The following is a 16,479-nucleotide window of genomic DNA, read 5'->3' on the forward strand; positions in this document are numbered from 1 at the left end:
CGAATGGAGAATCCCATGCAACCGACGGCATTCGCAAAGACGAACACAAGCGCGGACTCCAGCGGCAACGCGGCGCGCCGCGGCGCAGGCCGCACGAACGGCGTGCCGCAATGGCTCATGCCCGTGAAGGTGGCGGTATTCGCCGCTTCGTTGTACCCGCTCGCGCGGATCGTGTTTTTCGGCGCGACAGGCCAACTCGGCGCGAATCCGATCGAATTCATCACGCGCTCGACAGGGCTCTGGACACTCGTGTTTCTGTGCATCACGCTCGCCGTCACGCCGCTGCGACGGCTAACGGGCGTCAACGCGCTGCTGCGGCTGCGGCGCATGCTCGGGCTTTACGCGTTTTTTTACGCGGTGCTGCATTTCACGACATACATCTGGTTCGACAAATGGTTCGACCTGATGGAGATTGCGAAGGATATCGTGAAGCGCCCGTTCATCACCGTGGGGTTCGCCGCGTTCGTGCTGCTGATCCCGCTCGCCGCGACGTCGCCGCGCGCGGCCGCGCGGCGGCTCGGCAGGCACTGGCAGACGCTGCACCGCGCGATTTATCTGATCGCATCGTTCGGCATCCTGCATTTCTGGTGGATGAAGGCGGGCAAGCACGATCTCGCGCTGCCGAAGCTGTATGGCGCGATCGTCGTCGCGCTGCTTGGCTGGCGTCTGCTGCTCTGGGCGCGGGAGCGCTGGCGGCGCGCATAGGCCGGCCGCGCCGCGCGCGATGCGGGCGCGGGCCGGATTGTCCGATGGCCAAATAAAAAGGCGATGTCCGGTGAACGGACATCGCCTTCGGTCTGCGGACGATGAATTCCGGATGCGCGCGTCAGCAGGCTTCCTTTGTGTACTTCGCCGCTCAACCCTCCGGCAGGATCGTCTCGTGCTCGAACAGGCTCTCGATCGTTTCGCGCAGCCGCACGAGATGCGCGTTAGCGCCGTCGACGATCACCTCGGCCGCGCGTGGCCGAGCGTTGTAGTTGGAACTCATCGTGAATCCGTAGGCGCCCGTCGAGCGGATCGCGAGCAGATCGCCCGGCTCGATCGCCAGCGTGCGCTCGCGGCCGAGCCAATCGCCGCTTTCGCAGACGGGGCCCACGACGTCGTAGACCTTGGGCGCAACGTCGGTGCGCGGCTTCACCGGATCGATTGCATGATACGCGTCGTACATCGTCGGGCGCGCGAGATCGTTCATCGCGGCATCGACGATCGAGAAGTTCTTTTCCTCGCCCTGCTTCAGAAATTCGACCCGCGTGAGCAGCACCCCCGCGTTGCCCGTCAGCGAGCGGCCCGGCTCGAACCACACTTCGCGATGGCCGTGTCCGCGCGCGTCGATGCGATCGAGCACCGCGCGCACGTAGCTGCCGATATCGGGCGGCGTTTCCGCGTCGTACACGATGCCGAGCCCCCCGCCGACATCGACATGGCGGATCGTCACGCCGTCCGCCTCGACCTGCTCGACGAGATCGAGCAGTTTGTCGAGCGCGTCGAGATACGGGCTCAGCTCGGTGATTTGCGAGCCGATGTGGCAGTCGATGCCGATCACGTCGAGGTTCGGCAGAGCGGCCGCCGTCCGGTAAGCGGCGCGCGCGTCGTCGAACGCGATGCCGAACTTGTTCGCCTTCAGGCCGGTCGAGATGTAGGGGTGCGTTTTCGGATCGACGTCCGGATTCACGCGCAGCGACACGGGCGCGCGCTTGCCGAGCGACGCCGCGACGGCGTTCAACCGGTCGAGTTCGGGGATCGATTCGACGTTGAAGCACTTCACGCCCACATCGAGTGCGACGCGCATCTCATCCGCGCTCTTGCCGACGCCGGAGAACACCGTGTTCCGCGCCTGGCCGCCCGCCGCGAGCACGCGGGCAAGTTCGCCGCCCGACACGATGTCGAAGCCCGCGCCCAGGCGCGCAAATACGTTGAGCACGCCGAGATTGCCGTTCGATTTCACCGCGAAGTGAATCGTCGCACGGCGGCCCGCGCAGGCCTGGGCGTAAGCTTCATACGCGGCGGTGAGCGCGGCGCGCGAATAGACGAACAGCGGGGTGCCGAAGCGCTCGGCGAGCGCTTCGGCAGGCACGCGCTCCACGTGGAGCGTGCCGTCGACATAATCGAATGCGGGTTGATTCATGCGAGTTCGGTTATTGAGCGGAAGACGCACCGGAAGCGGGCATGGCTTTTGACGCCCGCTGCGCCGACAATTCGGGCGACAGCGCGAGCGGCGAGTCGGCTGCGCTGCCGTCGTCGGACGAAGCCGCATCGGCGGCATCCGCGGGCGGCTGCGCGCGCTCGGTCGGCTTGGGTGGCAGCGGCGGCACTTCCGGTAAGTACAACGGGCCACGCTGACCGCAGCCTGCTAGCATCAAAGCCGCTACAATCGCGCTGATCGGCAAAGCGCGCATTTGCCAAGCAATTCGCATGACCGTCCCTAAACAATTGAATCGACAGAGTTTAGCATGCCCGACACTGAATACCTGACCCGCGCCGAGGCCGTGCTGGCGGCCGTTGAGCGCTCGGTCGACGAAGTCAATGAAGGCGACGCCGACATCGATCTCGAACGCAACGGCAGCGTGCTGACGCTGACGTTCGAAAACGGTTCGAAGATCATCATCAACCTGCAGCCGCCTATGCAGGAGGTGTGGATTGCCGCGAAGGCGGGCGGTTTCCACTACCGGTTCGTCGACGGCAGGTGGCGCGATACCCGCACCGGGCAGGAGTTCTTCGATGCATTGACCGGTTATGCGACCCAGCAGGCCGGCACGCCGGTGACGTTTCACATGTGATGCGCGCGTGGCCGGCGTGCCGGCCACGCGTTTTCCAAACGACAAAGCGGCCCTGGGGCCGCTTTGTCGTTTGTTGCCGCCACCGGGCCTCGATGGCGCGGCGCGTTGGCAGCCGCGGCGTCAGTTGCCGCCGCGGAACAGGTTCATGATGTCCTGCTTTTCCTGTTCGTTGACGTGCGACGGGGCCGAGTCTTCCGAATCGTCGGACGATGACGCCGCCGGCAGGCTCACGCCGACGGTCGACACGAACCCGTGGCCCGGCGTGAACTGATCGAAATACAGTTCGTTGCCGAGCGTTTTGATGCCATCGGGCATTGGCATTTTGTATGGCGGCACATTCTTGAGCGCGGGGCCCATGTAGTCGATCCAGACAGGCAGCGCGAGTCCGCCGCCGGTTTCCTTGTCGCCGAGGCTGCGCGGATTGTCGTAGCCGATCCACGCGACCGCCGCGAGGGTGTGCTGATAGCCGCAAAACCAGGCGTCGCGCGAATCGTTCGTCGTACCGGTCTTACCGCCGAGATCGGTGCGTTTCAACACGTTCGTGCGTGCGCCGGTGCCGCGCTGCGCGACGCTCTGCAGCAGGCTGTTCATCACGTAGGCGTTACGCTGATCGATCGCGAGCGGCGCGTTCTGCTCAGCGACGAGCGGCTGCGCACGTGCGACGGCATTGCCGTTCGGATCGGTGATTTCGGCGATCAGGAACGGATTGATCCGGTAGCCGCCGTTGGCGAACACGGAATAGGCCCCGGCCATCTGCAGCGGCGTGACGAGGCCTGCGCCGAGCGCCATCGGCAAATAGGCCGGGTGGCGGTCCGCGTCGAAGCCGAAACGGGTGATGTATTGTTGCGCGTATTTCGGGCCGATATGGTGGAGTATCCGGATCGACACCAGATTGCGCGAACGTTGCAGCGCGGTGCGCATCGTCATCGGGCCGTCGAAGCCTCCGCCGTAGTTTTTCGGCTCCCATGGCTGGCCGCCCGTTTCTGCGGCACTGAAGTACAGCGGGCCGTCGTTGATGATCGTCGCCGGCCCAAGGCCCTTGTCGAGCGACGCCGAATAGATGAACGGCTTGAACGCCGAACCGGGCTGCCGCCACGCCTGTGTCACGTGGTTGAACTTGTTTTTGTTGAAATCGAAGCCGCCGATCAGCGCGCGGATCGCGCCGTTCTGCGGGACGATCGAAACGAACGCGCCTTCCACTTGCGGCAGCTGCGCGATTGCCCATGAGCCGTCGTCGTTCTTGATGACGCGCACGATCGCGCCGGGACGAATCCGTTTGTTCTGTGGCGTGTTCGACGACAGAGCGCTGGCGGCGAAGCGCAGGTTGTCGCCGTCGAGCGTCGCGTCGCTGCCGTTGGCGAGCACGACGCGAACCTGGCGCGGGCTCGCGTCGGTGACGACGGCCGCGAGCAGCTCGCCGTTGTCCGGATGGTTGGCGAGCGCGTCGTCGATCGCCTGTTCGCGATCGTCGGCGTTCGTGGGCAGCTCGGTGAAGCCTTCCGGCCCGCGATAGCCTCGCCGCCGGTCATACGCGAGGATGCCGTTGCGCAGCGCGTGATAGGCGAGCGTCTGATCGGCGGAATCAATCGTCGTCGTCACGCTCAGCCCGCGCGTATACGCTTCGTCCTTGTATTGCGCGTACATCATTTGCCGCACCATTTCGGCGACGTATTCCGCATGCACGCTGTAGACGCGGCTCGGGCTTTTGATGACGAGCGGCTCGGCGATCGCCTCGTCATATTGCGCCTGCGTGATGAAATTGAGTTCGAGCATCCGCTGAAGGATGTATTGCTGACGCACTTTCGCGCGCTTGGGGTTGGCAACCGGGTTGTACGCCGACGGCGCCTTCGGCAGCCCCGCGAGCATGGCGGCCTGCGCGAGCGTGATGTCCTTCAGATCCTTGTCGAAATAAGCGTGCGCGGCGGCGGCGAAACCGTATGCGCGCTGGCCCAGATAGATCTGATTCATATAGACCTCGAGAATCTGATCCTTCGTGAGCGCGTGCTCGATCTTGTACGCGAGCAGCATCTCGTAGATCTTGCGCGTGTACGTTTTTTCGCTCGACAGGAAGAAGTTGCGCGCGACCTGCATCGTGATCGTGCTCGCGCCTTGCGACGCGTGGCCGTTGGTCAGCGCCACGACGCTTGCGCGGATGATGCCGGTCAGATCGACGCCGCCGTGCTCGTAAAAGCGCGCATCCTCGATCGCCAGCACGGCTTTTTTCAGCGAATCGGGCACGTCTTGCAGGTGGACGATGTCGCGCCGCTCCTCGCCGAACTCGCCTATTAGCACGTGATCGGCCGTATAGATGCGCAGCGGCACTTTCGGGCGGTAGTCGGTCAACGCATCGAGCGACGGGATGTTGGGCGAGACGACGACGAGCGCGTAGAGGAGCACGAGCCCGGCGCAAACGGCGAGCGCCACGCCCAGGCCGGCGACGCCGACGAGCAGCTTCAGCCACAACGGGCGTCGGCGGGACTCGGGCGACGAAGGCTGAGGCGTAGGATTCGTGGATTGCATAGGCACACCAAAAATACGGTCCCGCGATTATAGCCGCCCGGTTTGGGCGCACTCCGGACGCTGGCTGACCGGAAGCCGACGCACGGCCGGGGCGCGGCGCCGACGATTCACTGTAGCGCGCTTGATGGGCGATTGCGCATCCGGAAGGCACGCGTTAGCCATTCGGCCGACTCCCGGCCGCATCGGCGGCTTCGCAAAATGGCTCCATACCGTGCTCCGGCCGGAGTGCGTTCATGGAGGGCAAGCGATGCAGGGACGTTCGTGGTGGGCGCTCGGCCGCCGGATGGCGGCGGGGATCGACGTGAGCCGGCGCGCGGTGCGCGTTGCGGTGCTGAGCCGGCGGGGGCACGGCGGCGCATTGCGGATCGAGGCGCTTGATGCGCGACCGTTGCCCGCCGGCGCGTTCGACACGCCCGACGATGGCGGCTGGCAGGCAGTGTCGGCCGCGCTGTCGGCCGTGCTGGGCGGTACCGCGCTGACGCGGCCGGCCGGCGGCTGGCGCCGAAGGCCCATCCCGGGCGTGATGGCGATACCGGACGGCGCGTTTTCGATGGCGACGCTTTCGTGGCCGCGCGGCGCGTCGCGGGCGGGCATCGAGCCCGCCGTGCGTGCGGCGGCCGAGCAGCTCACGGGGCTGGCGCGCGACGCACTGGCAGTCGATTGGGACATCGGCGATACAGCGGCGCCGGGCGAAGTCGCATTCGCGGCGGCGGCGCACGCGCATCTCGACGTGCGCATCGACGCGGCTGCATCGGCCGGCGTCGAGCTCGTTGCAATCGACGGCGAGCCGCCTGCGGCACTGCGGGCCGTTCGTCATGCCGCCGCACGTGAAATCGACGGCGGCGAGCCGTATCTTGCCGTCTGGATCGGCGACGGCGGCATGCACGGCTGGCTCATTTGCGGTGACGCCATCGCCGCGCAGGCCCGCTATCCGGCTCCCGAGCATGAGCATCCCGCCGATGCGTTGCGCGCGCTTGCGCAGGCCGGTGCGCCGCGTTGCGCATTCGTCGCCGGCGATCTCGAATCGTTCGGCAGTGCGCGGGTTTCGCTCGCGGACGTCGGCGATTTGCTTGGCTGCATTGCTTTGCCGTTCGAATGCGCGGCTTGCGCGCCGCTCGGCTCGGTCGACGATGTGTTCGCCCGGTCGCCGGGCTTTGCGGTGGCGTTCGGGCTGGCGCTGCGCGGGGTATTCGAATGACGCTGCGGGTTGCGAGCGGCTTCGCGTCGCCACTCGATCCACGGAAACAGCGCGCCCGGCTTGGCGGCTTCAATCTCCTGCCGTATCGGGCCCGCGCTGCCCGGCGACTCCGGCGGCGCGTGTTCGGTGAGATGGCCGCCGCCGTGTGCATCGGGATGGCGGGGGTGGCGCTATGGTGTGCCGGTCGCGTGATCGAGCGGGCGCATTTCGACGCGCAGCGTGTATCGATGGAACGCCGGTTGGCCGCATGGGCGCCTCAATTGAAGGAGGCGCAGCGTCTCGCGGGTTTGCGCGATGCCGAGCGCGATCGCATCGCTCGCGCGGCCGAGCGCGCTGTCTCCCGGACGCGGACGGTGGATCTGTTCGAGGCGTTGCAGCGGTTGAATTACGACAGCGTGCGCCTGACATCGATTCGCAGCGACGGGCATGACGCGCGGCTCGAGGCGAACGCGTTTGAGCACGCGGCCGCCGTGCGATGGCTGCACGAACTCGAGCGCGCACAACGCGGCTGGACAATCGAAGTAGCGGGTTTGCAGGCGGCGCGCGACGCTCAGGCTGGCGGCGGGCTGCACGCTGGTCGCTCGCTGGCGTTTTCGGTGCGGATCCGCTGGCCGCTTCCGCCGGGCGCACGCGTCGGCGGCGCCGTCGCGTGCGTGCAGCATGACAGGCGGGAGGGCGCATGAGCCTCGCAACGGAACGATCGGTTGGCTGGATGTTGTCACGGACAACGGCGCAGGTCAGCCGGTTACGCGGCCTTTCCAGCGCCGGATGGCGTATCGCGGCGGGCGCTGCGCTTGCATGCGGCGTATTTGCGTGCGGCGTGCATGTCGGGCGCGACGCGGACTGGGGCGGCGTTGCGCGCAGCAAGAGCGCGCTGGACGTGGCGGCGTCGCGTGATGCGCGTGCCCGGCAGCTTCTCGCGGCCGCCTCCAGGCAACCTGCGGCCGCGTCACCGGCGGCGGCCGACGCTGACGCGCCGGATCGGCGCGAAACAGCAGCGGATTTCGCGCTGCGGCTCGCCGCCCATGCGCAGACGAGCGGCTTACGCGTGCGTCAGCTTGACCGGCTTGGCGGCGAATCCGCTGACGGGCGGCGCGACGGCGGAGCGTACACCCTTGCGTTGAGCGCGGAAGGGGATTTCTCTGCGTTCCTGCGTTTTTTTGCCGGGCTTGTGCTGCTGTCACAGCTTGTTGTGCCGGTTACGCTCAGCGTGAAGCGCGACGGCGAGACAAACGTGCTCGAAACGCGGCTGGACGTGTGGCCAGAGTTGCCTGGCCGAGTGGGGCGGCCATGGGCGAGCGTGCCGGATATGCCGAGGGCCGACCCGTTTGCCGCGATGCCTATGTTCGCAGCCGGCGAGGCGCAGGACGGTGCGCGGCTCGTCGGTGTGCTGAGCGATCGGCGCAGTGGTCTTGCGTTGTTCGAGCGCGGCGGCGCAGCGTGGTCGGTCGCGGCCGGGCAAGCGGTTGGCGGCGATCGTCTCGCCGGGATCGACGCAGGCGGCGTGACGTTCGTGACGCACGATGGCGGGCAGCGGGTGGTGCGCGTGGGTGGAGGGGCGAAGTGATGCGCGTACACGTTCGCTTATGGTTGGGCGGTGCGATCGCGATCACGGTTACGATCGCGACGGCAGGCTCGGCCGCCGCGTCGCCTTTGCCTTCGATGCCGCCGTTGCCCGCTGACCTTTCAACGGGCACGCATTGGACTGCCCCGGTTGGCGTGCCGGGGTTCGTGCCGCTGCCCGGGAAATTCGCGTGGCAGACCGCAAGCGCGGCGCGAGGCGCTTCGCTTCAGAGCATGCGCGACGGCGGCGGCGCGGCGCATGGCGGGGGCGACGGCAGAAGCATTGGCGGCGTGGGCGAGGACAACGGCCTCGGGGAAGGTGCCGGCGAGCAGTATGGCGGCGCGGCGCGAGCATCCGGCAGCAGTGAGCACGCAGCCGATGCATCGGCTGAGTACTTATCGAGCGAAAGCCAGCCGGCGAGCGGCGCTTCATCGAGCGTGGCGCAACCAAGCCCTGCCCAGGCCGCGGGCGCGACGCTCGAAGGGCCGCCGATACCGCTCGCACCGGTGTTGCGCATGGGCGACACGCCGCTCGATCGGTCGGCGCCGGGCGACGCTGCCGCAACTGCACTCGCATCCGGCGATGACCGCCCGATCTCGCTCAACCTGCAACAAGCGAGTCTCGCTGCCGTTTTCGATGCATTCGCGCGCTTTACCGGTCTGAATATCATCGTCAGCGAACGGGTGCGGGGCACCGTATCGCTGCGTCTTGTGAACGTGCGTTGGCGCAGCGCATTCGATGCGCTGCTGGATGCGCACGGCCTCGCGATGGCCCGGCGCGGGCAGGTGATCTGGGTCGCGCCCATTGCCGAGCTTGCCGAACGGGAGCGCTTGCGTTTTGACGCCCACGCGCGTGCCGCCGAACTGGAGCCGCTCGAAAGCCGCAGTTTCGTGCTGCGCTACGCGCGCGCGGCCGACCTGCAGCGCCTGCTCACGGGCTCGGGCGGACAGCGCGTGTTGTCCAGGCGTGGTTCGCTACTGGCCGATCCGCGAACGAATCTGCTGTTCATCACCGATTTGCCGATGCGTGTCGCGCAACTTGCCGAGCTGATCGGCAAGCTCGACGCGCCGTCGAGGCAGGTGCTGATCGAAGCGCGGATCGTCGAAGGCGACCGGGGGTTTTCGCGCAATCTGGGAGCGCGTCTCGCATTACGGGCGACCGACGCTGGCGATCGGGCGACGGGCATCGTCGGTAACCGCGACGGCGGCACGTTGGCCGACTTGACGGCGCGGCCCGTCGGCGGTTTCGCCGCCGCGAGCGCCGGCCTCACGCTCTTTGCCGCACGGGCGAGCCGTTTGCTCGACGTCGAGTTGAGCGCGCTCGAATCCGAGGGGCGGGGCCAGATCGTATCCAGCCCGCGTGTCGTAACGGCCGACCGGACCCGGGCCGTCGTCGAGCAGGGCGCCGAACTCCCCTATCAGGCGAAGGTCGGGCAAGGCGTATCCGGCGTCCAGTTCCGGCGCGCGACGCTCAAGCTCGAGGTCGAGCCGCAGATCACGCCGGACGGGCGCGTGATCCTGGATCTCGACATCGCGAAGGACAGCGTCGGCGAGGACACCGCGTCAGGCCCTGCGATCAATACGAAGCATGTGCAGACGCGAGTCGAGGTCGAAAACGGTGGAACCGTATCGATCGGCGGGATTTACGCGAGCGACGACCGTGACGATGTGACTCGCGTGCCGCTCTTGGGCAAAATACCGGTGTTGGGGGCGTTGTTCCGGCATCGGGCGTTGCGCGCGCAGCGCAGCGAACTCGTCGTCTACATTACGCCGACCGTCGTGATCGGGCCCTGATGCGCCCGCGCATCGCGCGCAGCCAGGCTCGACAACGCAGGCGCTTTGCCAGTAAGCTGCGCCAGACTATTCATTGAAGCAGAGGAAGCCGTTGCAAGCGCGGGACTCAAACGTCAACGTATTTTTCGTCGGGCTCATGGGGGCGGGTAAAACCACCGTGGGCCGGGCGGTCGCGCGCCGGCTCGACAGGCCCTTCTTCGATTCGGATCACGAAATCGAGGCGCGCACCGGCGCACGCATTCCGGTTATCTTCGAACTCGAGGGCGAGGCCGGTTTTCGCGATCGAGAGGCGCAAACGATCGCCGAACTCACGCAGCGCGAGAACGTCGTGATCGCGACGGGCGGCGGCGCGATCCTGCGTGCCGAAAACCGCGCGCTGCTGCATTCGCGCGGTCTCGTTGTCTATTTGCGCGCAAATCCGCACGATCTGTGGCTGCGCACGCGCAAAGACAAAAACCGCCCGCTACTGCAAACGGACGACCCCAGGGCCAAGCTCGAGGCGCTTTTCGAAGCGCGCGATCCGCTTTATCGCGAATGCGCGCATTTTGTTATCGAAACCGGCAGGCCGTCCGTCAACGGGCTCGTCAACATGGTGCTGATGCAGCTCGAAATGGCGGGCGTCGTCGCGAAGCCGATGCTCGGGTCTGTCGACAGATGAAGCGTGTGTGCGAATGCCCGGCGTTGCGTGCTGCGCAGCGAATACCGCTCGAGGCGTCTTCGAAGCGGGCCTTCTTTCGCGGAGCGGTTTTCCGAGCGTCGCCCAACGGAAATTCCCTGCAGGGAGCGGCGAGCGGCCGGCGTCGCGCTCACCCGTGCCCGTTTCATTTGTCAGCAGACTTCATATGATTACCGTCAACGTCGATCTGGGCGAGCGCGCCTATCCGATTCATATCGGCACCGGCCTCATCGGCCGCACCGAGCTTTATGCACCGCACCTCGCGGGTTCGTCCGTCACGCTCGTCACGAACACGACCGTCGATCCGCTATATGGCGATACGTTGCGCGCGGCGCTCGCGCCGCTCGGCAAGCGCGTGTCGAGTGTCGTATTGCCGGATGGCGAAGCGTACAAAAACTGGGAAACGCTGAATTTGATCTTCGATGGCTTGCTCAGCGAGCGGGCGGATCGCAAGACGACGCTGATCGCCTTGGGCGGCGGCGTGATCGGCGACATGACGGGCTTTGCCGCCGCGTGCTATATGCGCGGCGTGCCTTTCATCCAGGTGCCGACGACGCTGCTGGCGCAGGTCGATTCATCGGTCGGCGGCAAGACGGGCATCAATCATCCGCTCGGCAAGAACATGATCGGCGCGTTTTATCAGCCGCAAGCGGTCATCTCCGACATCGGCGCGCTCGGCAGCCTGCCCGCGCGCGAGCTTGCGGCGGGCATTGCCGAGGTCATCAAGACGGGCGCGATCGCCGACGCGGCGTTTTTCGACTGGATCGAGGCGAACATCGCCGCGCTGAACCGGCGCGATCCGCAGGCGCTCGCACACGCGGTCAAACGCTCGTGCGAGATCAAGGCGAGCGTGGTCGCGGCGGACGAGCGCGAGGGCGGCCTGCGCGCGATCCTCAATTTCGGCCATACGTTCGGGCATGCGATCGAGGCGGGCCTCGGCTATGGTGAATGGCTGCACGGCGAGGCGGTTGGCTGCGGAATGGTGATGGCGGCCGATCTGTCGGTGCGCGCAGGCCATCTCGATGATGCGTCGCGGGCGCGGCTTGCGAGGCTCGTCGAGGCCGCGCATCTGCCGACGCGGGCCCCCGATCTCGGCGACGATCGCTATGTCGAGCTGATGCGCGTCGACAAGAAGGCGGAAGCGGGCGCGATCAAGTTCGTCTTGCTCAAGCGCCTGGGCGAAGCGATCGTCACCGCGGCGCCGGACGATGCCGTTGCCGCGACGCTTGCGGCCAGCATCCGGTAACGCGGCGCGGGCCGAGCCGGCGCCATTGACGTGGAGGACACGATACGGTGAGCGAAACATCCGGCAGCATTCCGGGCCAAGCGCGCGGCGATTCCCACGATGCGCGGCACGCACGCATAGGCGAGGCCGGCTGCGTGCCCGTCGCCGCGCCGACGACCGCCGCGCTCGAAGCGCATCTTGCACCCTATGCGGCGCACGCGTCGCAGTCGCGCGGCCGGCGCCATCCCGAGCCTCCGCCTGCCGCGCGCACCGAATTCCAGCGCGATCGCGACCGCATCGTCCATTCCACCGCGTTCAGGCGTCTCGAATACAAGACGCAAGTGTTTGTGAACCACGAAGGCGACCTGTTCCGCACGCGGCTCACGCATAGCCTCGAAGTCGCGCAGATTGCCCGTTCGGTCGCGCGCAACCTGCGCCTGAACGAGGATCTTGTCGAAGCGATCTCGCTCGCGCACGATCTCGGCCATACCCCGTTTGGCCATGCGGGGCAGGACGCGCTCAACGCGTGCATGCGTGACTACGGCGGCTTCGAGCACAATTTGCAGAGCCTTGCCGTCGTCGACGAACTCGAAGAGCACTACGGCGCGTTCAACGGACTCAATTTGTGCTTCGAGACGCGCGAAGGCATTTTGAAGCATTGTTCGCGCGACAACGCGCGCAAGCTCGGCGAACTTGGCGAGCGGTTCCTGCAAGGCCGTCAGCCGTCGCTCGAGGCGCAACTCGCGAACATCGCGGACGAGATCGCATACAACAATCACGACGTTGACGACGGCTTGCGCTCCGGCCTCATCACGATCGCGCAGCTCGCCGAACTCGAGCTATGGCAGAGCCATTACGCGGCGGCGCTTGCCGAGTATCCGCATCTCGAAGGCCGGCGTCTCGTTCACGAGACGGTGCGCCGGATCATCAATACGCTGATCGTCGATCTGATCGACGAGACGATGCGCAATCTCGCGCGCCATGCGCCCACCTCGCTCGACGACGTGCGCGCGGCGCCGCCCATCGTCGCGCATAGCGAGCGCATCGCTGCGCAGGCCGCGGCGCTCAAGCGCTTCCTGTTCAAGAACCTGTACCGCCACTATCGCGTGATGCGCATGGCGAGCAAGGCACAGCGGATCATCACCGCGCTTTTCAACGCGTTCATCGGCGATCCGCGCCTGTTGCCGCCCGATTATCAGACGCCCGACACTGCGCGGCAGCCGCGTCTCGTCGCGCACTACATCGCCGGCATGACCGACCGCTTCGCGGTCAAAGAGCATCAACGCCTGTTTGTCATAGACGAAAACTAGACTGCCGGATTCGCCGCGTCCGGCGCCGGTGCAACGCACGCCGGGCTGGGCGGCGCGATTTTGCCCTCGTGGGGGAGTCAAGGAGAGAAGTCGATGAAATACAAGAACAAGAGGCTGGTTCGTTCGCTCGCGTGCGCCGCTGCGCTATGGTTCGGCGCGCAGCACGCCGCGTATGCTGCAACCGAGATTCAGTTCTGGCACGCGATGGAGGCGGCGCTCGGCGAGCGCGTGAACGAGATCGCGGCGCAGTTCAACGCGTCGCAAGGCGATTACAAGATCGTGCCGGTCTACAAGGGGGCCTACGATCAGGCGCTCGCGGCGGGCATCGCCGCGTACCGCAGCGGCGACGCGCCGGCGATTCTCCAAGTGTACGAAGTCGGCACCGCGACGATGATGCAGGCGAAAAAGGCCGTGCTGCCGGTCTCCGACGTGTTCGCGCATGCGGGCGTGCCGCTCGATGAACAGGCTTTCGTGCCGACGATCGCGAGCTATTACAGCGATGCGAGGACGGGGCATCTCGTCTCGATGCCTTTCAACAGTTCGACCCCCGTGCTGTATTACAACAAGGATGCGTTCAAGAAAGCGGGACTCGATCCGAACCAGCCGCCGAAAACCTGGGCCGACGTGAGAGCCGACGCGCAAAAGCTGAAGAAAGCGGGCTACGTGTGCGGCTATACGACGGGCTGGCAGGGCTGGATCCAGCTCGAAAATTACAGTGCATGGCACGGGCTGCCGTTCGCGACGCGCAATAACGGCTTCGACGGCGCGGACGCCGCGCTTTCGTTCAACCAGCCGCAACAGGTCGCGCACATCCAGTTCCTGCAGGACATGGCGAAGGAAGGCACGTTCACGTACGTTGGCCGCAAGGACGAGGCAAGCGCGAAGTTCTACAGCGGCGACTGCGCGATCATGACCACGTCGTCGGGCGCGCTCGCGACGATCCGCAAATACGCGAAGTTCGATTTCGGCACTGGAATGATGCCGTATGACGCGAACGTGAAGGGCGCGCCGCAGAATGCGATCATCGGCGGCGCGAGCCTGTGGGTGCTGGCGGGCAAGGATGCGAACACGTACAAGGGCGTTGCGAAATTCCTGTCGTACCTGCGCTCGCCGGCCGTCGCGGCGAAGTGGCACCAGGATACGGGCTATCTGCCGGTGACGACGGCCGCATACGATCTCACGCGCGAGCAGGGCTTCTACGCGAAGCATCCGGGTTCGGACACCGCGATCAGGCAGATGATGAACAAGCCGCCGTTGCCGTATACGAAGGGATTGCGGCTTGGCAACATGCCGCAGATCCGCACGATCGTCGACGAAGAGCTTGAGCAGGTGTGGGCACAGAAAAAGACGCCGAAAGCCGCGCTCGATTCGGCCGTGGCGCGCGGCGACGAACTGCTGCGCCGCTTCGAGAAATCGGGTAGCTGAGTGATCGGCCGCCGTGGTGCGCCGCGCGCGAAACGTGCTGTCGCCGGCGCGCGTGCGCGGTGCGCTTCGCCGCCGCTGTGGCTGCTGCGATGATGACGGCCGCTAAGCCCGCCCCCGTTGAAACCGCGATGACTACGCCCGCGTTCATGGCCACTGCCGCGCGGTGTCCGCCCAGCGGCAGCGACGGCAGCACCGCCGGCACGCGGCCGCTTTCCTCCCCTGCGCGTTCGATATCGATCCGATGACTTCCCGTTCCCATTTCGGCGCGAGTGTGCTGCCGTATCTGCTGGTCGCGCCGCAGCTCGCGATCACCGCGGTCTTTTTTGTCTGGCCGGCAGGTGTCGCGCTCTGGCAATCGACGCAAATGCAGGATGCGTTCGGCACGTCGAGCGAATTCGTCGGCTTGGGCAATTTCACGCGCCTCTTTGCCGATCCGCTCTATGTCGAATCGTTTAAGACGACGCTCGTGTTCAGCGCGTGCGTGACCGTGACCGGGCTCGCCGTGGCGCTCGTGCTCGCCGCGTGCGCCGACCGGGTGGTGCGCGGCGCGCGCGCGTATCGCACGCTGCTGATCTGGCCGTATGCCGTCGCGCCGACGATCGCCGCCGTATTGTGGGCGTTCCTGTTCAATCCGAGCATCGGCGTGCTCACCTACGCGCTCGCGCGAGCCGGCATCGTCTGGAATCATGCGTTGAACGGCGAACAGGCGATGCTGCTCGTCGTGATCGCGTCGGTGTGGAAGCAATTGAGCTACAACTTTCTGTTTTTCTATGCGGGCCTGCAGGCGATGCCGCGTTCGCTGATCGAGGCGGCGGCGATCGACGGCGCGGGCCCGGTACGGCGTTTCTTCGATATCGCGCTGCCGCTGTTGTCGCCGACGAGCTTCTTTCTGCTCGTCGTCAATCTCGTCTACGCGTTCTTCGATACGTTCCCGGTGATCGACGCCGCCACCGCGGGCGGTCCTGCGCAAAGCACGAAAACGCTGATCTACAAGATCTACGCGGAAGGGTTTCAGGGGCTCGATATCGGCAGCTCCGGCGCGCAGTCGGTCGTGCTGATGGCGATCGTCGTCGTGCTGACGGTGATCCAGTTCCGTTTCGTCGAGCGCAGGGTGCAATACGCATGATCGAGAATCGCAAGGGCTTCGACCTGTTCTGCCATGCGGTGTTGCTCGCGGGCGTCGCGGTGATCGTGTTTCCCGTGTACGTCGGCTTTTGCGCCGCGACGATGAGCGCGCGCGAGGTGTTCACTGTGCCGCTGTCGCTGGTGCCGAGCACGCATCTCTTCGAGAACGTCGCGGCCGTTTGGCGCCACGGCAGCGGCGCGATGACGACGCCGTTCGGCGTCGCGCTCGCCAACAGCGCGGTGATGGCGCTCGCGATCGCGGCGGGCAAGATCGCGGTGTCGATCCTGTCCGCTTACGCGATCGTCTATTTCCGCTTCCCGTTGCGCAATGCGGCATTCTGGCTGATCTTCGTCACGCTGATGCTGCCCGTCGAGGTGCGCATCTTTCCGACCGTGCAGGTCGTCTCGACGCTGCATTTGACGAACAGCTACGCGGGGCTCGCGCTGCCGCTGATCGCGTCGGCAACCGCGACGTTCCTGTTCCGCCAGTTCTTTCTGACGCTGCCCGACGAGCTTGTCGATGCCGCCCGGATCGACGGCGCGGGGCCGCTGCGGTTTTTCTGGGACGTCGTGCTGCCGTTGTCGAGAACGAGCATCGCGGCGCTTTTCGTGATCACGTTCATCTACGGCTGGAACCAGTATCTATGGCCGATCCTGATCACGACCGACGCGTCGCTCGCAACGGCCGTCGTCGGCATCAAATCGATGATCGCGAGCGGCGACGCCGCGACCGAATGGCATCTCGTGATGGCCGCGACGCTCGTGGCGATGCTGCCGCCGCTCGCCGTCGTGCTCGCGATGCAGCGCTGGTTCGTGCGCGGGCTCGTCGATTCGGAAAAGTGACACGCAACCTGGAGGGTGTGAAC

15 protein-coding genes are annotated in these 16,479 nt (G+C 66.1%); 12 read left to right on the top strand and 3 right to left on the bottom strand.

Annotated elements, in window-relative coordinates:
• The first annotated feature begins 3 nt into the window (after nucleotides 1-3).
• The gene (gene msrQ / locus AQ611_RS02830) at nucleotides 4-705 is read left to right on the top strand and encodes a protein-methionine-sulfoxide reductase heme-binding subunit MsrQ (protein WP_069233663.1); all 702 of its coding nucleotides are present in this window, start codon (nucleotides 4-6) and stop codon (nucleotides 703-705) included.
• A 151-nt stretch (nucleotides 706-856) separates the two neighbouring features.
• Here the strand turns inward: msrQ and lysA are convergent, their stop codons facing one another.
• Entirely contained in the window at nucleotides 857-2,125 is a 1,269-nt protein-coding gene (lysA, locus tag AQ611_RS02835) for a diaminopimelate decarboxylase (RefSeq protein ID WP_069233664.1), read from the bottom strand.
• Between the two features lie 10 nt (nucleotides 2,126-2,135).
• Nucleotides 2,136-2,414, bottom strand: coding sequence for an LPS translocon maturation chaperone LptM (lptM, locus tag AQ611_RS02840; protein ID WP_069233665.1), 279 nt, complete (start codon nucleotides 2,412-2,414; stop codon nucleotides 2,136-2,138).
• Nucleotides 2,415-2,450: 36 nt separating this feature from the next.
• Here lptM and cyaY point away from each other — a divergent pair, with 36 nt between their 5' ends.
• The gene (cyaY, locus tag AQ611_RS02845; RefSeq protein ID WP_059512421.1) at nucleotides 2,451-2,777 is read left to right on the top strand and encodes an iron donor protein CyaY; all 327 of its coding nucleotides are present in this window, start codon (nucleotides 2,451-2,453) and stop codon (nucleotides 2,775-2,777) included.
• Between the two features lie 120 nt (nucleotides 2,778-2,897).
• Here cyaY and AQ611_RS02850 read toward each other — a convergent pair whose 3' ends face one another.
• Nucleotides 2,898-5,297, bottom strand: coding sequence for a penicillin-binding protein 1A (locus AQ611_RS02850; RefSeq protein ID WP_069233666.1), 2,400 nt, complete (start codon nucleotides 5,295-5,297; stop codon nucleotides 2,898-2,900).
• A gap of 247 nt (nucleotides 5,298-5,544) precedes the next feature.
• On the opposite strand from AQ611_RS02850, the gene AQ611_RS02855 reads away from it, so the two are divergent.
• The 10 genes from AQ611_RS02855 (at nucleotide 5,545) to ugpE (ending at nucleotide 16,456) form a co-directional block, all read left to right on the top strand.
• Entirely contained in the window at nucleotides 5,545-6,495 is a 951-nt protein-coding gene (locus tag AQ611_RS02855) for a type IV pilus biogenesis protein PilM (RefSeq protein WP_069233667.1), read from the top strand.
• Nucleotides 6,492-7,178, top strand: coding sequence for a fimbrial protein (locus AQ611_RS02860; protein ID WP_069233668.1), 687 nt, complete (start codon nucleotides 6,492-6,494; stop codon nucleotides 7,176-7,178). The genes AQ611_RS02855 and AQ611_RS02860 overlap by 4 nt, the downstream gene beginning before the upstream one ends.
• Nucleotides 7,179-7,207: 29 nt before the next feature.
• Entirely contained in the window at nucleotides 7,208-8,062 is an 855-nt protein-coding gene (locus tag AQ611_RS02865; protein ID WP_069233669.1) for a hypothetical protein, read from the top strand.
• Between the two features lie 95 nt (nucleotides 8,063-8,157).
• Nucleotides 8,158-9,852: a type IV pilus secretin PilQ gene (pilQ, locus tag AQ611_RS02870; RefSeq protein ID WP_425248303.1), complete on the top strand. Its 1,695-nt coding sequence runs from the start codon at nucleotides 8,158-8,160 to the stop codon at nucleotides 9,850-9,852.
• Between the two features lie 91 nt (nucleotides 9,853-9,943).
• Entirely contained in the window at nucleotides 9,944-10,510 is a 567-nt protein-coding gene (locus AQ611_RS02875) for a shikimate kinase (protein WP_059512456.1), read from the top strand.
• 184 nt (nucleotides 10,511-10,694) lie between these two features.
• The gene (aroB, locus tag AQ611_RS02880) at nucleotides 10,695-11,774 is read left to right on the top strand and encodes a 3-dehydroquinate synthase (RefSeq protein ID WP_069233670.1); all 1,080 of its coding nucleotides are present in this window, start codon (nucleotides 10,695-10,697) and stop codon (nucleotides 11,772-11,774) included.
• Nucleotides 11,775-11,842: 68 nt separating this feature from the next.
• Nucleotides 11,843-13,063: a deoxyguanosinetriphosphate triphosphohydrolase gene (locus AQ611_RS02885; RefSeq protein ID WP_369828123.1), complete on the top strand. Its 1,221-nt coding sequence runs from the start codon at nucleotides 11,843-11,845 to the stop codon at nucleotides 13,061-13,063.
• A gap of 93 nt (nucleotides 13,064-13,156) precedes the next feature.
• Nucleotides 13,157-14,488 carry a sn-glycerol-3-phosphate ABC transporter substrate-binding protein UgpB gene (gene ugpB, locus AQ611_RS02890; RefSeq protein WP_069233671.1) on the top strand — a complete coding sequence of 444 codons (1,332 nt, stop codon included), beginning with the start codon at nucleotides 13,157-13,159 and terminating at the stop codon, nucleotides 14,486-14,488.
• Nucleotides 14,489-14,729: 241 nt separating this feature from the next.
• Nucleotides 14,730-15,614: a sn-glycerol-3-phosphate ABC transporter permease UgpA gene (gene ugpA, locus AQ611_RS02895; RefSeq protein ID WP_059512414.1), complete on the top strand. Its 885-nt coding sequence runs from the start codon at nucleotides 14,730-14,732 to the stop codon at nucleotides 15,612-15,614.
• A complete protein-coding gene (gene ugpE / locus AQ611_RS02900) occupies nucleotides 15,611-16,456 on the top strand; it encodes a sn-glycerol-3-phosphate ABC transporter permease UgpE (RefSeq protein ID WP_059512413.1) in 846 nt (281 codons plus the stop codon). The genes ugpA and ugpE overlap by 4 nt, the downstream gene beginning before the upstream one ends.
• The last annotated feature ends 23 nt before the right edge of the window (nucleotides 16,457-16,479 follow it).

This window comes from Burkholderia singularis (genome assembly GCF_001718875.1).
GTDB classification, from domain to species: Bacteria; Pseudomonadota; Gammaproteobacteria; order Burkholderiales; family Burkholderiaceae; genus Burkholderia; species Burkholderia singularis.